Source organism: Cobetia sp. BMC6 (genome assembly GCF_029991385.1).
GTDB lineage: Bacteria > Pseudomonadota > Gammaproteobacteria > Pseudomonadales > Halomonadaceae > Cobetia.
The window spans coordinates 810,526-827,791 of record NZ_JAKUMF010000001.1; the positions used below are offsets into that span (position 1 = coordinate 810,526).

The following is a 17,266-nucleotide window of genomic DNA, read 5'->3' on the forward strand; positions in this document are numbered from 1 at the left end:
GGGGCTTTTTCATGTCACGAGCCTGGCGCGAGTCCCGTCAGGGTATCGCTTTCAGGGGCATTGCGCGCGTCAGGCAATCATCCAGCCCAGGAAGGTCAGGCCGATGAAGGTCATCAATAGTCCGCCGATGATGGAGCCTCTCAACAGCGACGTGATGCCCTTGAAGAGCAGATAGAGCCCCAGCGCCAATCCCAGCAGGCTGAACAGCGATGTGCCAAGTCCCAGCTCGCCGGTCAGGCCATTGAAGAATCCCGATAGGGCATCATCGAAGTTGGCGAAGAAACCGCTCAGGCCTTCGACGATGAAGCGAATGGCGGCACCGAGCTGGGTGCCGATCCAGTTGAAGAAGTCTTCCATAACGCATGATGTCCAGACAGAAAAGAGGCCCCAGTGTGCCATGAAAGACGCGGATGCGCTGTCATCCGAGTTGATACCTGGCGGTGAATGCCTCGATCGCCATCGGCTTGTCCATCAGGTAACCCTGCAGGGCATCACAGCCCATCTCCAGCAACAGCTCGCGCTGCCCGGGGGGCTCGACGCCTTCCGCCACCACGCACATGCCCAGCTCACGCCCCAGCTGCACCATGAAGTTCACCATGCGGCGATTCATCTCGTCGTTCTCGAGATCATTGACGAAGCTGCGGTCGACCTTGAGCTCATCGAAGGGCAGGTGTTTGATGTAGGTCAGGGAGGAGAAGCCGGTGCCGAAATCATCCAGCGACAGGCGCAGGCCCAGCGAGCGCAGTTCGTGCATGCGTGCCACCGTGGCAGGCATGTCGGTGGCGAAGACGTTTTCGGTCAGCTCCAGCTGCAGATATTGCGGGTCAAGCGTATGTTGGTTGAGTGCCTTGGCGACGTTGCCGGCGTAGTGAGGGGAGTCCAGCTGCTTGACGCTGACATTGACCGACAGATAGAGCCTGGCGAAGGCGGTGCCTCTCTGCCAGTCCTCCAGCAGCTTGCAGGCCTGCTCCAGCACCCAATCGCCGAGGCTGTCGATCAGCTGGCTCTTTTCGGCCAGCGGAATGAATTCATAGGGCGAGATATTGCCGAGCTTGGCGTGTCGCCAGCGCAACAGGCACTCGGCACCGACCAGCTTGAGTCCTCGATCGAACTGCGGCTGCAGTTCCAGGTACAGCTCTTCGTTCTCGATGGCGCTGCGCAGGTCATTCTCCAGCTGTACGGCGCGCTCAAGCTCCACGCGCATGCTGGGGTCAAAGCGGACGGTCTGGTTGCGCCCGCCCTCCTTGGCGCGATACATCGCGATATCCGCACGCCGGATGAGCTCCTCCGCACTCAGGTGGCGATCATGGAACATGATGCTGCCCAGGCTTGCCGAGCTGTGATGCTGCAGCGGCTGCGACTGTGGGCCTGTGAGCGAATAGGGTTGGTTGAGTACCTGCTGCAGGCGCTCCAGCAGCTCATCCAGTTCGCGACAGGCAATCTGCGGATCGTGGCTCAGGGGCTGTACCAGGATGACGAATTCGTCCCCGCCGAAGCGCGCCACCAGATCGCTGTCACGCACCGTTGAGCTCAGGCGATGGGCCACCTCGATCAACAGATGGTCGCCGGTGGTATGTCCCAGCAGGTCGTTGATCTTCTTGAAGTGGTCCAGATCGATGAAGATGAGTGCGCCGTGGGTGTCACGGGCATCGGTGATGATGATGGCCTGCTGCAGGCTGTCGATCAGCGTGGCACGGTTGGCCAGCTTGGTCAGCGAGTCGAAGCGGCTGTGCTGGTGCAGCAGGGCCTCTGATTCGACGATACGCGTGATATCGGTGATCGAGCCGATCATGCGCAGCGGATTGCCTTCGCTGTCCCGTTCGGTGACATCGCCCTTGTCGATCACCCAGACGACGTCGCCACCGCGGGTCAGCATGCGGTGGCGGTGATAATAGGCCGTCTTGCCCGCCATGCAGTCCTGGATGGCGATCATCGCCTCGGGCTTGTCCTCGGGGTGAAGCAGGCTTGCGAATTCTTCCAGGCTGTTGCTGAGCTCGCTCTCCGGGATGCCCAGAATCTGTGACCAGCGGCGATTGTGCGTCACGGAACTGGTCAGGATATTCCAGTCCCAGAAGCCTTCCAGCGAGGTGTCATAGATGTGATCGATCTGGCGGGTCTTGCGCTCATGCTCACGGACTTCTGCCGTGATGTTGTGTGCCAGAACGGCGACGAGCGGCTGGCCGTGAATGTCATGGAAGGGCAGCTTGATGGAGCGGAAATGGTTGACCTCGCCGGTGGTGCCGTCGGTGGCATCCTCGAAGACCGTCTCGCGCTCGAACCTGCTGAGCACCTGCTCCACGCTGCGCCGAAAGAAGTGACTCTGCTCGGTGTTGCCGGTGTAATGGCTGTCGTCGCGCCCGATGATGTCATCTAGCGTAGTGCCGTAGAAGTCGGTCAAGGTGCGATTGGCGAAGCGGAACAGACCCTTGGCATCCTTGATGAACAGGATGTCGGGGTGGGTGTCGACCAGGGTGCGCAGCAGGTGGTTCTCGGCTTCCAGTGCCTCGAGACGTGACGCCATCTCCTGCAGGCGCGAGTGCAGGCTGCTGTCATCAGGCTGGCGGGATTCGTCTGAGCCTTCTGGGCGCGGAGGGCGGCGATCCCCGGCATCGGAAGGTGCGGTCATGGCAGGTTCCTGAGGCGACGGTCTGTGCTCCCAGTCTACGTTGCCGCTCGGTTGAATAGGCGAGGAGGCGGGGCCCATGTTCAATCAACGATCACGCATGCAGTCCACGCAGGCAGTCCACCCGAGAACGGCCTCTCGCCAGGTGCCCGGTGATCAAGTTCCAGTCATCAAGTCCCTGGTCATGAAGAAGACATCAAATCCTCATGTCTTGTGGCGTTACAGGTCGACCTTGTCCTTGTACTCGCAGAGGTCCTCGATGATGCAGCTGCCGCAGCGCGGCTTGCGTGCCACGCAGGTGTAGCGGCCATGCAGGATCAGCCAGTGGTGGGCGTCGACCAGAAACTCCTTGGGCACATGGCGCATCAGCTTGTGCTCGACCTCCAGCACGTTCTTGCCCGGGGCGATGCGCGTGCGGTTGGAGACGCGGAAGATGTGCGTGTCCACCGCCATGGTCGGCTGGCCGAAGGCGGTGTTGAGCACCACGTTGGCGGTCTTGCGGCCCACGCCGGGCAGCGCTTCCAGCGCCTCGCGGGTCTGCGGTACCTCGCCACCATGCCGTTCGATCAGCATGCGGCAGGTCTTGATGACGTTCTCGGCCTTGGTATTGAACAGGCCGATCGTCTTGATGTACTCCTTCAGACCCTCGACGCCCAGCGCGAGAATGCTCTCCGGCGTATTGGCGACCGGATACAGCTTCGCCGTGGCCTTGTTGACGCCTACATCCGTTGCCTGCGCCGACAGCAGTACCGCGATCAGAAGCTCGAAGGGCGTTGACCAGGCAAGCTCGGTGCGTGGCTCAGGGTTCTCGTTGCGCAGGCGGGTGAAGATCTCGAGGCGTTTCTGGGCGTTCATGTTATCTCGGGTACGGCGGTAAGGGCTTGGGAGCGGGCGTCGTCGACGCAGGCTGTCAGCCATCGGGCTGACAGTCTGCGTGAGCGTGGCTCAGGAGATGGTGCCGGTCACGCGCACACGACGCGACACCTTGGGCGCATCGGCGTTGGCTGCCTTGCGGCGCTGCTCGAGTCGCTCATCGATGGTCTTCTTGCCCGCGATGATCAGCCCCATGCAGAAGAAGGCGCCCGGTGGCAGCACCAGGAACAGGAAGGAGTAGTCCGGGAAGATCGTCAGCTGCCAGTCGGCGGCCATCGGCCCGACGAGCAGTTCCATGCCGGCAAACAGCGTGCCCTGGCCGAACAGCTCACGCATGGCGCCCAGCAGTACCAGCACGGCCATGAATCCCAGTCCCATCATCAAGCCATCGGTGGCGGCCGGCAGCACGGGGTGCTTGGCGGCGAAGGCATCGGCACGCCCGAGAATCGCGCAGTTGGTGACGATCAGCGGAATGAAGATGCCGAGAATCTGATAGAGCTCATAGGTGTAGGCCTTCATCAGCAGCTCGGCACATGTCACGAAGGAGGCGATGATCATCACGAAGGCCGGCAGGCGCACTGCAGAAGGCACCAGATTGCGGATCAGTGATACCGCCACGTTGGAGCCGATCAACACCAGCAGCGTGGCAAGCCCCAGCCCGATGGCATTGACGACGCTGGCGGTGACGGCCAGCAGCGGGCACAGGCCCAGCAGCTGCACCAGCGCCGGATTGTTGTCCCACAGCCCGTCGCGGCTGATCTTGCCAAGCGAGATATCACTCATGAGGGTCGTCTCCGCCGTGTTCAGAAGGCGCTGATGGCGTGAGTGTGCCATCAGCGGTGGGTGCTTGCGTGCCTTGCTGGGCCCTGGCGGCGCGGCGGGTCGCGGTCAGAGTCTCGCTGTCGCCTGCCAGCAGCGCCGTGCGGTGCGCCATGAAGTAGATCAATGCCTGACGAACGGCACCCACTACGGCACGCGGGGTGATGGTCGCGCCGGTGAACTGGTCGAAGTCTCCGCCATCCTTCTGCACCTTCCACTCCACCGAGCTGAGCGTCTGGTCATCGAATTCGTGGATCCAGTCGGACTTGCGCGCTTCGATCTTGTCGCCCAGCCCCGGGGTCTCGGCGTGCTTGACGGCGCGTACACCAGCCACACTGCCATCGGCACGGATACCGACCAGCAGGCGGATATCGCCACTGTAACCCTTGCCGGTCACCACCGGCAGCAGCACCGCGACGGTCTCGCCATTCCTGGTGGCTCGCCAGCCGGTATCGGCACTCTCCAGACCCAACACCTGGGAGGGTGGCAAGGCGAAGGCCGCGTCGAGCAGGTCATTGTCGTGCAGCGACGGCGGGATGATCTCGGCCAACGCCGCGCTCTGGGCGGCACGCTCGTTGTCGGCGATGGTCTCGGCGGTGGTCATCTGGGTGACGGCGACCACACCTGCGGTGACGACAGCGAAGACCGCCAGACCCAGCGCGGCCCGCGCGATGGTGTGCTTCAGGCCCTGCGCGGCCTGGGCTTGCTGTTCGGGCTGATCAGGCGTCAGGCTCATGCCTTGTCCTCCAGCTTGATGCCGCGACGGGCCTTCTTGTGACCATAGCTGCGTGGCTGGGTGTAGTAATCGATGAACGGCACGCTGAAGTTCATCAGCAGCACCGCGAAGGCGATGGCGTCTGGATAGGCGCCGAAGGTGCGAATCAGGTAGATCAGCACGCCGATGCCGGCGCCGTAATAGAGCTTGCCCTTGTTGGAGGTCGCCGCCGTGACCGGGTCCGTGGCGATGAAGAAGGCGCCGAAGATCGCCGCACCGCACAGCAGGTGGAACAGGGGGCTGGCGTGCTGCTCACCATCCACGAAGGCGAAGATGGCGGAGATCACCGCCAGGCTGCCCAGCATTGCCACCGGGATATGCCAGGTGATCAGGCGACGCGCCAGCAGCACCAGGCCGCCGAGTCCCCAGGCGATGGCCGTCTGCTGCCAGGCCAGCAGGTTGGCGGCGGGCAGCAGGCTCGGGTCTGCCCAGAATTCGCTGCTGGAAAGCTCACCCTTGTTGCGGAAGGCGTCCAGTGGCGTGGCGCCGGTCAGGGCATCTGGCGTGGCGATCACGCCGAAGAACTGCCGCAGGCTGTCAGTGAAGCCAAGCGCGAAGCCATTGGGAGACGACCAGCGCGACATCTCGACCGGGAAGGAGATCAGCAGCAGCGCATAGGCGACCATCGCCGGGTTGAACGGATTCTGGCCCAGGCCACCGTAGAGCTGCTTGGCGACCACGATGGCCGCGATCACGCCGGTCAGCACCAGCCACCAGGGTGCCAGCGGCGGCAACGACACCGCCAGCAGCACGCAGGTCACCAGCGCGGAATTGTCCTTGAGAAAGAAGCTGACCGGACGGCCACGCAGCTTGAGCAGCAGCGCCTCGAGGGCGACACCCGCCAGACAGGCGAAGACGAGGTTGAACAGCACACCCCAGCCATAGTGCCAGCACAGCACGGCGATACCCGGCAGCGTCGCGGCCAGCACCCAGGCCATCACGCGCGAGGTGGCGGTTGGCCCGTGGGCATGGGGGGAGCTTGCATGCATCAGGCTCATGAGACGGTCAGATCCTTGCGGTAAATGGGCAATGACACGAGGCGTGCTTCAGGATGAGTCGCCATTGGCTCGGTAATTGGGCTCGGGACACTCATTGGGCGTCCACCAGTGCCTGCACCTCGGCCAATGACTCGCGGGCGTGTTCCAGATTGCGGCGTGTGCGGTCGACCTTGGTCGCCAGGCGCTGACGGTTTTCGTCATCCGCCTCGCTCAATGCCGCTTGGGCCTTGCGGTGGGCCGCCTCGGCCGCCTTGACCGCGATGCTGACCTGCTTGTGACGCTTGGCGAGGTTCTCGGCGCGTGATGCCTCGATCTCGGCCTGAGAGAGCGTCACGTTGCTGGCCATGCTGCCGCGTCCCACAGAACCCGCGGCAGGCTTTGGCGCCTCGGGAATCAATTCTCCCGCGCCCTTGGCGGCAGGCGTCGCGTCAGTGCTGCCAGCTTGCGCGCTGTTGAGGCGCACTTCGGCGGCGCGCAGGTTTTCCTGGGCCGTGGCCAGCAGGGTCTGGAGGTCCTCGATATCGCCTTCGCCACTTTCGCTGGCGCGGGCCAGGGCCTTTTCGGCCTTCTTGACCGCGATATTGGCCGCAGCGCGCGCTGTCTTGAGTGCCTTGATGTCGGCGCTGGGTGCCGTAGCTGCCGGTGCAGCAGCGTTGGCAGAAGAGCCAGCCGCACCTGTATCAGTGGTTTGAGCAGAGCCAGTTGCAGCGCTAGCCACAGGGCCTTTATCTGCGCCAGCGGCGTCGGTCGCCGCCTTGAGATCACCTTCAGCCTTGTCCAAACGGGACTTGGCCTCGGTGACGCTGGCCTCCAGCGCCGTGATGTCACCCTCACCGCTGTCCTGAGCGATCTTGAGGGCCTTCTCGGCCTTCTTGACCGCGATGTTGGCGGCGGCACGCGCCGTCTTGAGCGCCTTGAGGTCGGCTGCCGGGGCTGCCGCGCCTGTCGAGGAAGTGCTGGCCGGTGCAGGGGCAGCTGACTCGCTGGCAGCCTTGAGGTCGGCTTCGGCCTTGGCCAGTTTCGTCTTGGCCTCTGCCACGCTGGTCTCCAGGGCCGGGATATCGCCTTCACCGCTGTCCCGGGCGGTCTTGAGGGCCTTCTCGGCCTTCTTGACGGCGATATTGGCCGCAGCGCGTGCTGTCTTGAGTGCCTTGAGATCGCCTGCCGGAGCAGCAGCGCCTGTCGAAGCGCCGGCGGTCGCAGGGGCAGCTGACTCGCTTGCCTCACTGGCGGCCTTGAGAGCGCTCTCGGCGCTGGCAAGCTTGGTTTTGGCCGCGGTCACGTTGGCCTCGAGCTTGGCGATATCGCTCTCGGAGCTCTCACCGCCATCCTGGGCTGCCTTGAGGGCTTTTTCGGCTTTCTTGAGGGCGATATTGGCCGCAGCGCGCGCCGTCTTGAAGGCCTTGATGTCGGCGGCCGGTGCCGGCTGGGCAGCAGCGGTCGCTGTGGAGGCCGAGGCCGTGTCTGCGGCGGTGCTGGCATCGGCGCGAGCGGCGGCGGACTTCTGGGCCGCTTGAGCGCGTTGCTGGCGCTTGGCTTCCTTCTCGGCTTCCTCGCGCGCCATGCGCGCCTGCTTGAATTCAAAGCGGTGACGAGCGCGTTCGGACTTGCGCGCCTCGTGCTGGGCGCTGCGAATCTCGCCCTTGGCGAAGCGGTAATACTGCACCAGCGGAATCTGGCTGGGGCAGACATAGGAGCAGGCACCGCATTCGATGCAGTCCGCCAGATTGTAGAGCTCGGCCTTGTCGAACTCGCGTGCCTTGGAGAACCAGTAGAGCTGCTGCGGCAACAGCTCGGCCGGGCAGGCCTGTTCGCACATGCCGCAACGGATGCACGGTTGCTCAACCGCCGGTGCCGGCAGTGACTCGGGAGAGGAGGCCAGCAGGCAGTTGGTGGTCTTGATGATCGGCAGGGCGTCGCTCTCGAGCGTGAAGCCCATCATCGGCCCGCCCATCACCAGACGTGCGATGCCCGTCGGCGCCGGCGCCGCCAGACGCAGCAGGTCTGCGATGGAGGTGCCCAAGCGCGCCTCGACATTGTGCGGGTGCTGCAGCGCCTCACCGGTCAGGGTGACGACGCGCGAGATCATCGGCTCGCCGAAACACACCGCGCGCTGCACGGCGCGCACGGTACCCGGGTTGTGCACCACCACGCCGACATCGGCGGGCAGGCCACGGCTGGGCACTTCGCGGTCCGTCAGCAGCTTGATCAGCTGCTTCTCGCCGCCGGAGGGATACTTGGTCGGTACCACCACGACTTCGAGGCGTGAATCCAGCGGCGGCAGGCGCTTGTCGGCGCGGCGGGCGCGAATCGCCTGTTCCAGCGCGATGACGGCCTCGGGCTTGTTGTCCTCGATACCGATCAGGATGCACTCGGGGCCGATCAGGCTGGCGAGAATCTCGAGCCCTTCGATCAGCGCTTCCGGATGCGTGCGCATGGTCAGGTCATCGGCGGTGATGTAAGGCTCACACTCCGCCGCGTTCAGAATCAGGGTGTCGATGGCGTGGCGCTCACGCACGCGCGCCTTCACCGCGGAGGGGAAGCCGGCGCCGCCCTGACCGACCACGCCGGCGTCCTGCAGGCGCTGGATCAGGTCCTGGGCTTCCTGCTGACGCCAGTCGCGCCAGGCTTCCAGGCGCGCCCATTCATCGATTTCACCCTCGCGCTTGATCACGATGCACAGGTCTTCCAGGCCCGAGACGTGGGGGATCTGGCGTGGCTCGATGGCGGTGACCACGCCGGTGATGCTGGCATGCACCGGGGCGGAGATCATGCCCTGGGCGCGGGCGATCAGCTCGCCCGTCTTGACGCGCTGGCCGATCTCCACCAGCGGCTGGGCGGGCGCGCCGATATGCTGGCTGAGCGGCAGCACCACCTCACGGGGCAGCGGGGCGGCCACCAGCGGGGCGCGGTTGGAGAGCGCCTTGTGCTCCGGCGGATGGATACCGCCGTGGAAGTCGAACACGCGCGGCGCGCCCTGACCCTTCTGTGTGTGTCCAGCCTCCGCCGTGGCAGCGGAACCTGAGGAAGTCACCATGGATTTGAGTAACGACAGAACCATCAGGCGACATTCCTTGCAGATGTTTCAGTAGAATCGGCGGCATCGGTCACGATCAGGTTGCCGCTGAAGCGGGCGTTGTCGCGGGTCGGGCCCGCCGGTTGCGGCCAGTGCCAGCTGCGCACGTCGGTGGCGACCGGTACCATGTCGATGCAATCGACCGGGCAGGGTTCGACACACAGGTCGCAGCCGGTGCATTCGTCGGCGATCACGGTGTGCATGTGCTTGGCGGCACCGAGAATGGCATCGACAGGGCAGGCCTGGATGCATTTGGTGCAACCGATGCACTCGTCCTCGCGAATCACTGCCACCTTGGGGGTGTTGTCGGCATCGCCATCCAGCGGCGTGGCCTCGCGGCCCAGCAGGTCGGCCAGCGAGGCGATGGTGCTTTCGCCGCCCGGCGGGCACTTGTTGATCTCGTCGCCTTCGGCGATGGCCTGGGCGTAGGGCTTGCAGCCCGGATAGCCACACTGGCCGCACTGGGTCTGCGGCAGCAGCTGGTCGATCTGCTCGACGATGGGGTCGCCCTCGACCTTGAAGGCCACGGCGGCAAAGCCGAGCAGGCCGCCGAAGACGACGGCCATGGCCACCAGTGCGATGATGGCGGAGATCAGCGTATGGTCGTTGAAGAATTCGAGCATGTCAGATCTGCACCAGTCCGGAGAAGCCGAGGAAGGCCAGCGACATCAGGCTGGCGGTGATCATCGCGATGGCCGGGCCCTGGAAGGGGCGCGGCACATCGGCGACGGCCAGGCGCTCGCGCATGGCGGCGAACAATACCAGTACCAGCGAGAAACCGACGGCCGCGCCGAAGCCGTAGAGCGTGGCTTCCATGAAGCTGGAATTGCGGTTCAGGGTCAGCAGCGCCACGCCGAGTACCGCACAGTTGGTAGTGATCAGCGGCAGAAAGATGCCCAGCACCTGATAGAGCAGCGGGCTGGTCTTCTTGACTACCATCTCGGTGAACTGCACCACCACGGCGATCACCATGATGAAGGCGATGGTGCGCAGGTACTCGAGCCCCAGCGGCGCGAGAATGAAGTGATAGGTCAGGTAGGCGCACATCGACGACAGCGTGAGCACGAAGGTGGTGGCCAGCGACATGCCCATCGCGGACTCCAGCTTGTTGGAGACACCCATGAAGGGGCACAGGCCGAGGAACTGCACCAGTACGAAATTGTTGACCAGGATGGTGCTGATCAGGATAAGAAGGTATTCACTCATCAGGGGCGTCGCTCGGTCAGGGTGTTTCGAAGGCGCTTCCGTGCTCGCGGCATGCGTGAACCGGCGCTCGCAGGCGATCGGGGCTGGTGCTGCCGCAAGCTGTCAGGAAGCTGCAGGGCAGGGGATCGTCGAGCGCGGCGGTATTATACGCAAGATGCTGCTGGCCGACAGTCTGTAGCGTGGCAAGCAAGGCGTAGTGTTGCCAGCATGAGACGACCATTGTTTCGCGTTTTGCTTGGTTCTTGAAGTAATAAAGAAGAATTCCTTTATTACTTTTATTGATTGTGACGTGATCAGAGACTTTCACGTCATCCAGGGGTGGCACAAGGAGCGGGATATGCGCAGGACAGGAACACGCGGCCGTCGGCCGTTATGGGTCATCATCCTGGTGGTGGCGATGGCGGGCATCTCGCAGCTGACGGGCAATGGCAACTTCTCGCTTTCCCAGCTGTGGAATGACTTCCAATCGCCGCAGGCCGAGGCGACGCAGGGGGAAGGCGCCTCCTCGGCGGACGAAAGCCGACTCACGCGCGCCATCAGTGCGCAGCAGAGTGATGTTCAGGTACGTGGCACGGGGGAGGTGATACGTCTGCTCCGGGATGATCTCAAGGGCAGCCGTCACCAGAAGTTCCTGATCCGGGTCGCGGGTGGCACCACCATTCTGGTGGCGCACAACATCGATCTGGCGCCGCGCATCGACAGTCTTCAGGTCGGTGATCGCATCGGCTTCTACGGGGAATACGAGTGGACCGACAAGGGCGGCGTGATCCACTGGACGCACCATGATCCCGGTGGCCGCCATGTGGATGGCTGGCTGGAGCACGCGGGTCGCCGTTACGAGTGATCGTGATACTGCCAAGTCCTGAGCCAGATGCTTGTACGACAACGCCCCGCCAGAGAGTCTCTGGCGGGGCGTTGTGCGGAAGAGGCTTCAGCGAGGCTGAATCAGTGCATCATCACTGCATCAAGTGACGCGCTGCCCCGGCTTGGCACCGGTGTGCGGCTCCAGCAGGTAGATGCCTTCGTCGTCCCCGGCGGCCAGCACCATGCCCTCGGACACGCCGAAACGCATCTTGCGTGGCGCCAGATTGGCAACCATCACGGTCAGGCGACCTTCCAGGGCTTCCGGCGCGTAGGCGGACTTGATGCCGGAGAATACGGTGCGCGTCTCGCCGCCGATATCCAGCGTAAGCTTGAGCAGCTTGGCCGCCTTCTCGACGTGCTCCGCCTTGACGATCTTCGCCACGCGCAGGTCGGTCTTCATGAAGGTATCGAAGTCGATCTCCTCGGCGATCGGGTCGGCGTCGAGCGGACTCGGTGCGGCAGCGGCTTCGGCTTCCGCCTTGGCGGTGCCGTCCTTGATCTTCTGTTCCTCGACCAGCACTTCGCGCGAGGCTTCGAGCATCTTGTCGATGCGCTCCGGCTCGACGCGGGTCAGCAGCGGCTTGAACTTGTTGATCGCATGATCGGTCAGCACGCTTTCACGGCTGGCCCAGTCGAGGCTCTCGAGGTTCAGGAAGTCGCGTGCCTTGTCGGTCAGCTCCGGAATCACCGGCGCCAGATAGACCATCAGCTGGCGGAACAGGTTGATGCCCACGGAGCAGACGTCGAGCACTTCCTGCTCGCGGCCGTCTTCCTTGGCCATCGCCCACGGTGCCTTGTCGGCGATGTAGGTGTTGGCTTCATCGGCCAGCTCCATCACCTTGCGCATGGCGCGCGCGAACTCACGGGCTTCGAAGTCCGCCGCGATGCCTTCGCCGGCGGCGATGAAGCGTTCGACCAGCTCCGGCTCGGCGCAGGTCGCGGACAGCTTGCCGCCGCCGAACTTCTTGACGAAACCGGCGCAGCGGCTGGCGATGTTGACCACCTTGCCGACCAGGTCGGAATTCACGCGGGCGGTGAAGTCCTCGAGGTTGAGGTCGAGATCATCGACGCCGGAAGTCAGTTTGGCGGCGAAGTAGTAGCGCAGGTATTCCGGGTTGAGGTACTGCGCGTAGGTGTCGGCCTTGATGAAGGTGCCGCGTGACTTGGACATCTTGGCGCCGTTGACGGTCACGAAACCGTGGCAGTTGACGCCGGTCGGGGTGCGCATGCCGGCACCTTCCAGCATCGCCGGCCAGAACAGGGCGTGGAAGTAGACGATGTCCTTGCCGATGAAGTGATAGACCTCGGCGTCGGAATCGGCCTTCCAGTAGCTGTCGAAGTCGATGCCCTGCTTATCGCACAGGTTCTGGAAGCTGGCGAGATAGCCGATCGGCGCGTCCAGCCACACGTAGAAGTACTTGCCCGGCGCGTCGGGAATCTCGAAGCCGAAGTAGGGCGCATCGCGGGAGATGTCCCACTCGGCCAGACCCGCCTCGAACCATTCCTGCAGCTTGTTGGAAATCTGGCTCTGCACGCGGCCGCTCCTGGTCCACTCCTTGAGGAACTCGGCGAAGTTCGGCAGCTTGAAGAAGTAGTGTGTGGAGGTGCGCATTTCCGGCGTGGCGCCGGAGATGGCAGAGACCGGATCGATCAGCTCGGCCGGGGTGTAGGCCGCGCCACAGGCTTCACAGTTGTCACCGTACTGGTCTTCGGTCTTGCACTTCGGGCAGGTGCCCTTGATGAAGCGGTCGGCGAGGAACAGGCCCTTGACCGGATCGAACATCTGCTCGATATCGCGCGTGGCGATATGACCGGCATCGCGCAGCGCCAGGTAGATGCGCTCGCTGTGGGCGCGGTTCTCCGGCGAATGGGTGGAGTGATAGTTGTCGAAGCCGATGCCGAACTTGGCGAAGTCGGCCTGATGCTCGTCACTCACACGCTGGATCAGCTGCTCGGCGGTGACCCCTTCCTGCTCGGCACGCAGCATGATGGCAGTGCCGTGGGCGTCATCGGCGCACACGTAATGGCATTCGTGGCCACGGCTTTTCTGGAAGCGTACCCAGATGTCGGTCTGGATGTACTCAAGCAGGTGACCCAGGTGGATCGACCCATTGGCATAGGGCAGGGCACTGGTAACCAGAATCTTGCGCGCTGACATGAGGCCTCGTCTTGACGGTAAAGGGCGCCTGCTGCGCAGTGCGCAGCGGCTCGCCGGGATGACTCGTGATAAGGGGCGAACGCATCGCCCCGTCGGAATGGGCGCTACTATATCGCGAAGGCGCGGGCGGCGCGAAGGGCGCGTCGCGTCACCGGCAACGCAGCCGTGCGCAACTGTGAGGTTGCAACGCGTGCCGCTGCCCTCATGAAGAAATCAAGGACATTACATTTTCCGTTCCTGGAGGTCAGCATGCCAGCTCAGCTATCCGTCGCCGGTCAGATCAATCGTCTCATCCGCCAGGTGATGATGCCCGGCAGCAACGCCCGCCCCAACGAGGAGCCCGGCCCGGAACTCGCCATGGCCATCCTGATGTTCGAGGTGGTGCGCGCCGATGATCATCTCGATGTACGCGAGCGGGAAGCCTTGGCGCGCCAGCTGGCCGAGCGCTTCTCGCTGGGGGATGAGGAACTTGCCAGCCTGCTGACCCAGGCCGAGCAGGACGCCGAGCAGGCCACGGACCACTACCGTTTCGTAAAGCAGCTCAACGAGCACATGAGCCTTGAGGAGCGCAGCGAGCTGATCGGCATGCTCTGGGAGCTGGCCTACGCCGATGGTGAACTGGACCCGCAGGAAGAGCATCGCATCCGTCGTCTTGCCGGACTGCTGCATGTCAGTCACAGCGAGTTCATCCGCACCAAGCTGGCGGCTCAGCCGGACAAGTAAGCGACACCCGCTTTCATGCAGACGCCCCCGTTGCCGATGGCAGCGGGGGCGTCGTGTTTTCGACATCTGGTCGCGGAGTCGGCTGGCACTCTGCAGCGGTCATCCAGCAGCAGTGGCTCGCGCTCAGTTGCGATAGAACAGGTGTTGACCGATGCGCGCGGTGCGCACGAAGCGCTTGGCCCAGTAGGGCGTGGCGTAGCGGGCATGGAAGTAGAGGGCGCCGTCGGTGACGTCTTCCAGCTGATGATTGAGTGCCTGGCGGGCCACGTCGCGGGCCTCGGCATAGGCGGCGGGTTCGCGAATGCGGTCGGAGCGCCCGTCACACCACCAGGAGAACTGGCAGCTGCCGCTTTCGCCACCCTGCTTGACCACGCCGCACAGGCTATCGGGGAAACGCGGGTCGGCGGCGCGGTTGATCACCACATTGACGATACCCTGCATGCCGCTTCTGCCTTCGCCCTTGGCTTCCCAATAGGCGGCGCGCGCCAGGCAGGTCAGCGGGTCATCCACCGGTCGCTGGCCGTTGGGGTCGATCGCCTTGGCGCCGGCCTTGCTGAGCAGCAGGCTCTCGGGCACATCACTCTCGCCCTGCACCAGCAGGCGTTCCAGCTGTTCGGCCTTGACGGCTGCCTTGGCCGCGGTAGTCGGTGCGGCAGGCGCGTCCGAGGCGTGTGGTGCGGAGCAACCCGCAGCCAGTGTCAGACCGAAGATCAATACCAGATGACGAAGCGTGCGAGCGCTGCTGATGGCGTAGCGCCGAGTGTGAGTCAGCGGGCGGCGCGATGTGGGAGATAAACGCATGCAAGATACCTGTGAACGTGGCCTGGGAAGCGCAGCAAGGCGGGATGGCGCGCAGGGTCAATCCGGGGTGATCGCACACCTTCGGCTTGCGTGTCACTGACGGAGGCTCAAGCGTTGGCCACCGGCTTCCTCGGTAGCGACAGTTGACGCGCAAGCGCATCAGTTTGCCTGACCCTGACCTTGTATGGTTCAGGATGAGCTTCAACGCAACTCTGACGTTTTGCCGCGCAAAGGGTTCCGCAAGCGTCATCACGCGGTTGCGTGGCGATAGCGCATGACCAGGCGCAGTGGAACAGATGAACTGGCGGAGAGCAGCCCGGGACTTGGTGAGGCACGTCAGATGATCTGCCGAAGCGTATCGCGCCGATTTCTGGCCACGCAGCCTAGCATCTTCCGCGCGTCTCGTCCGTGCCATCCTCGGCGCATGCCGTTATCATGACGGGCTGACCTTGATGACCCTGTCAGGCGTTCCACTTCTTTTTATCTATCTGCGCTTCTGCGTGCTGCTGCTTTGCTGTTGCCTGCGTTGCCGCCTCGAGAGTCCCCATGACCGAACCCGTCCGTCTTTCCAAGTTTCTGGCCCATCAGCAGGGCATCTCGCGCCGTGAGGCCGAGCATCTCATCGCCAAGGGGGTGGTACGTGTCGCGGGCGAGATCGTGGAAGCGCCTTTCTTCAAGGTCACCGATGAGGAAGTCACCGTCGATGAAGGTGCCAGCATGGCACCCATCGAGCCGATGACCCTGGTCTGGTATCAGCCGCCGGGCACGCCGCTGCCGGACCCTCTGACCCTGCGTGACGGCGCGCCGCGCAGTGCACTCGACAACAGCGGTGCCGATTGGCTCAAGGTGCATTTCCTGTCCCAGCAGCCGCTGGCCGAGCTCGGCGAGGATGAATCCGGTCTCGCCGTGTGGTCACAGAACCGTGGCGTGATCCGCAAGCTGGGCGATGACCTGGACCAGCTGGAGCAGGAGTACGTCGTCGAGGTGGAGGGAACGCTGGATGACGAAGGCCTCAAGCGTATCGGCTTCGCGCTGTGCGCTGACATCCGCGGCCGCAAGCCCAAGGTCAGCATCAGCTGGCAGAGCGACACCCGCCTGCGCATCGCCATGAAGCGGGTGCCGGTGGGCGGTATCCGTGGCGCGGTCGAAGGGCAGGGCCTCAAGGTCATCGAGGTGCGTCGTCTGCGTCTGGGCGCGATTCTGCTCGGCCGCATGGCGCCGGGCGAGTGGCGCTTCCTGCCGGTCGATGTGCGCTTCTGATTCCTGATCTCAAGGGCATGGCGTCCACCGACCGGGTCATGGCTGATCGGCACTGATTCATCCGGGCATTGTCTATCTGGGCACTGTCCATCTGGACATGGTTCATCGGCTTGGCCCGTATCGCGGTGGCAGGCATACTGTGCCCATCGTGTTCCACGGCTTTTTCGCTGACAGTTCAGACGCCTGCGCGCCACATTCATCGCGCCGCGCAGGCCGTCACAGGAGTTTCAAGGTATGGAAGGTATCAAGCACATTGTCGCGGTCGCTTCCGGCAAGGGTGGCGTCGGCAAGTCCACCGTCACCGCCAATCTGGCGCTGGCATTGGCGGCGGAAGGTCTCAAGGTCGGCCTGCTGGACGCCGACATCTATGGCCCGAGTCAGGCGCAGATGTTCGGCGTGCCGACCGGTCAGCGCCCGGAAATGGCCGGTGAGCAGGTCTTCAGCCCCATCGAGGCGCATGGCATCAAGACCATGTCGATGGCCTATCTGGTCGACGTGAAGGACCCGATGGTCTGGCGTGGCCCGATGGTCGCCGGCGCCTTCCAGCAACTGCTCAACCAGACCGCCTGGGGCGAGCTTGACGTGCTGCTGATCGACATGCCGCCGGGCACCGGTGACATCCAGCTGACCCTGTCACAGAAGGTGCCGGTCTCCGGCGCCGTCATCGTCACCACGCCGCAGGATATCGCACTGCTGGACGCCCAGAAGGGCATCGAGATGTTCCGCAAGGTCAAGGTGCCGGTGCTGGGTGTGGTCGAGAACATGAGCACTCACACCTGCAGCCAGTGTGGCCATAGTGAGGCGGTCTTCGGCGCGGGCGGCGGTGAGCGTATTGCCGATGAGTACCAGACTCGTCTGCTGGGCCAGCTGCCGCTGACCCTGAGCATTCGCGAGAATGCCGATGGCGGTCGTCCCAGCGTGATCGCGGAGCCGGACGGCGAAGTGGCCGCGAGCTTCCGCGCCGTCGCGCGTCAGGTCGCCGAGTCACTGGAAAGCGCCGGCGCGGACGAAGGTCCGAGCATCAGCTTCAGCTGAACCCGGCGCGGCACGCGCAAGCCGCGCGTGCCGAGGTTTCCAGCGACGCAGCGGG

At 64.0% G+C, this 17,266-nt stretch carries 16 protein-coding genes; 4 read left to right on the top strand and 12 right to left on the bottom strand.

The features are described 5' to 3' along the window. Nucleotides 1-69 precede the first annotated feature (69 nt). The 10 genes from MKZ40_RS03500 to MKZ40_RS03545 all read right to left on the bottom strand — a co-directional run bounded on the left by MKZ40_RS03500 (nucleotide 70) and on the right by MKZ40_RS03545 (nucleotide 10,677). On the bottom strand, nucleotides 70-357 hold the full coding sequence (locus tag MKZ40_RS03500) for a hypothetical protein (protein ID WP_175089424.1): 288 nt from the start codon (nucleotides 355-357) through the stop codon (nucleotides 70-72). 61 nt (nucleotides 358-418) lie between these two features. After that, a complete protein-coding gene (locus MKZ40_RS03505; protein ID WP_175089426.1) occupies nucleotides 419-2,626 on the bottom strand; it encodes an EAL domain-containing protein in 2,208 nt (735 codons plus the stop codon). Nucleotides 2,627-2,842: 216 nt separating this feature from the next. Then, nucleotides 2,843-3,478: an endonuclease III gene (gene nth / locus MKZ40_RS03510; RefSeq protein ID WP_043334098.1), complete on the bottom strand. Its 636-nt coding sequence runs from the start codon at nucleotides 3,476-3,478 to the stop codon at nucleotides 2,843-2,845. Between the two features lie 90 nt (nucleotides 3,479-3,568). Continuing rightward, a complete protein-coding gene (locus MKZ40_RS03515; protein WP_175089428.1) occupies nucleotides 3,569-4,279 on the bottom strand; it encodes an electron transport complex subunit E in 711 nt (236 codons plus the stop codon). Then, nucleotides 4,272-5,051, bottom strand: a complete 780-nt coding sequence (gene rsxG, locus MKZ40_RS03520) for an electron transport complex subunit RsxG (RefSeq protein WP_175089429.1) — start codon at nucleotides 5,049-5,051, stop codon at nucleotides 4,272-4,274. Before rsxG ends, MKZ40_RS03515 begins: the two co-directional genes overlap by 8 nt. Then, on the bottom strand, nucleotides 5,048-6,088 hold the full coding sequence (gene rsxD / locus MKZ40_RS03525; RefSeq protein ID WP_175089431.1) for an electron transport complex subunit RsxD: 1,041 nt from the start codon (nucleotides 6,086-6,088) through the stop codon (nucleotides 5,048-5,050). Before rsxD ends, rsxG begins: the two co-directional genes overlap by 4 nt. Nucleotides 6,089-6,179: 91 nt before the next feature. After that, the gene (gene rsxC, locus MKZ40_RS03530; RefSeq protein WP_254627066.1) at nucleotides 6,180-9,149 is read right to left on the bottom strand and encodes an electron transport complex subunit RsxC; all 2,970 of its coding nucleotides are present in this window, start codon (nucleotides 9,147-9,149) and stop codon (nucleotides 6,180-6,182) included. Further along, entirely contained in the window at nucleotides 9,149-9,787 is a 639-nt protein-coding gene (rsxB, locus tag MKZ40_RS03535) for an electron transport complex subunit RsxB (protein ID WP_175089432.1), read from the bottom strand. The genes rsxC and rsxB overlap by 1 nt, the downstream gene beginning before the upstream one ends. A gap of 1 nt (nucleotide 9,788) precedes the next feature. Continuing rightward, nucleotides 9,789-10,370: an electron transport complex subunit RsxA gene (gene rsxA, locus MKZ40_RS03540; protein ID WP_043334102.1), complete on the bottom strand. Its 582-nt coding sequence runs from the start codon at nucleotides 10,368-10,370 to the stop codon at nucleotides 9,789-9,791. 16 nt (nucleotides 10,371-10,386) lie between these two features. Continuing rightward, nucleotides 10,387-10,677 (bottom strand): hypothetical protein, encoded by a 291-nt coding sequence (locus tag MKZ40_RS03545; RefSeq protein ID WP_175089434.1) that lies wholly within the window; start codon nucleotides 10,675-10,677, stop codon nucleotides 10,387-10,389. A 30-nt stretch (nucleotides 10,678-10,707) separates the two neighbouring features. Here MKZ40_RS03545 and MKZ40_RS03550 point away from each other — a divergent pair, with 30 nt between their 5' ends. Continuing rightward, a complete protein-coding gene (locus tag MKZ40_RS03550; protein ID WP_254627067.1) occupies nucleotides 10,708-11,214 on the top strand; it encodes a DUF3465 domain-containing protein in 507 nt (168 codons plus the stop codon). A gap of 120 nt (nucleotides 11,215-11,334) precedes the next feature. On the opposite strand, the gene metG is transcribed toward MKZ40_RS03550, so the two are convergent. After that, nucleotides 11,335-13,392 carry a methionine--tRNA ligase gene (metG, locus tag MKZ40_RS03555; RefSeq protein ID WP_175089436.1) on the bottom strand — a complete coding sequence of 686 codons (2,058 nt, stop codon included), beginning with the start codon at nucleotides 13,390-13,392 and terminating at the stop codon, nucleotides 11,335-11,337. 249 nt (nucleotides 13,393-13,641) lie between these two features. On the opposite strand from metG, the gene MKZ40_RS03560 reads away from it, so the two are divergent. After that, nucleotides 13,642-14,115 (top strand): TerB family tellurite resistance protein, encoded by a 474-nt coding sequence (locus MKZ40_RS03560; protein ID WP_175089438.1) that lies wholly within the window; start codon nucleotides 13,642-13,644, stop codon nucleotides 14,113-14,115. Nucleotides 14,116-14,238: 123 nt separating this feature from the next. Here the strand turns inward: MKZ40_RS03560 and MKZ40_RS03565 are convergent, their stop codons facing one another. Further along, on the bottom strand, nucleotides 14,239-14,916 hold the full coding sequence (locus MKZ40_RS03565; protein ID WP_175089439.1) for a cell wall hydrolase: 678 nt from the start codon (nucleotides 14,914-14,916) through the stop codon (nucleotides 14,239-14,241). 546 nt (nucleotides 14,917-15,462) lie between these two features. On the opposite strand from MKZ40_RS03565, the gene MKZ40_RS03570 reads away from it, so the two are divergent. Together MKZ40_RS03570 and apbC are read left to right on the top strand one after the other, a co-directional pair. Continuing rightward, entirely contained in the window at nucleotides 15,463-16,176 is a 714-nt protein-coding gene (locus MKZ40_RS03570) for an RNA pseudouridine synthase (RefSeq protein WP_175089441.1), read from the top strand. A gap of 198 nt (nucleotides 16,177-16,374) precedes the next feature. Beyond that, nucleotides 16,375-17,211: an iron-sulfur cluster carrier protein ApbC gene (apbC, locus tag MKZ40_RS03575; protein ID WP_282627793.1), complete on the top strand. Its 837-nt coding sequence runs from the start codon at nucleotides 16,375-16,377 to the stop codon at nucleotides 17,209-17,211. Nucleotides 17,212-17,266 lie beyond the last annotated feature (55 nt).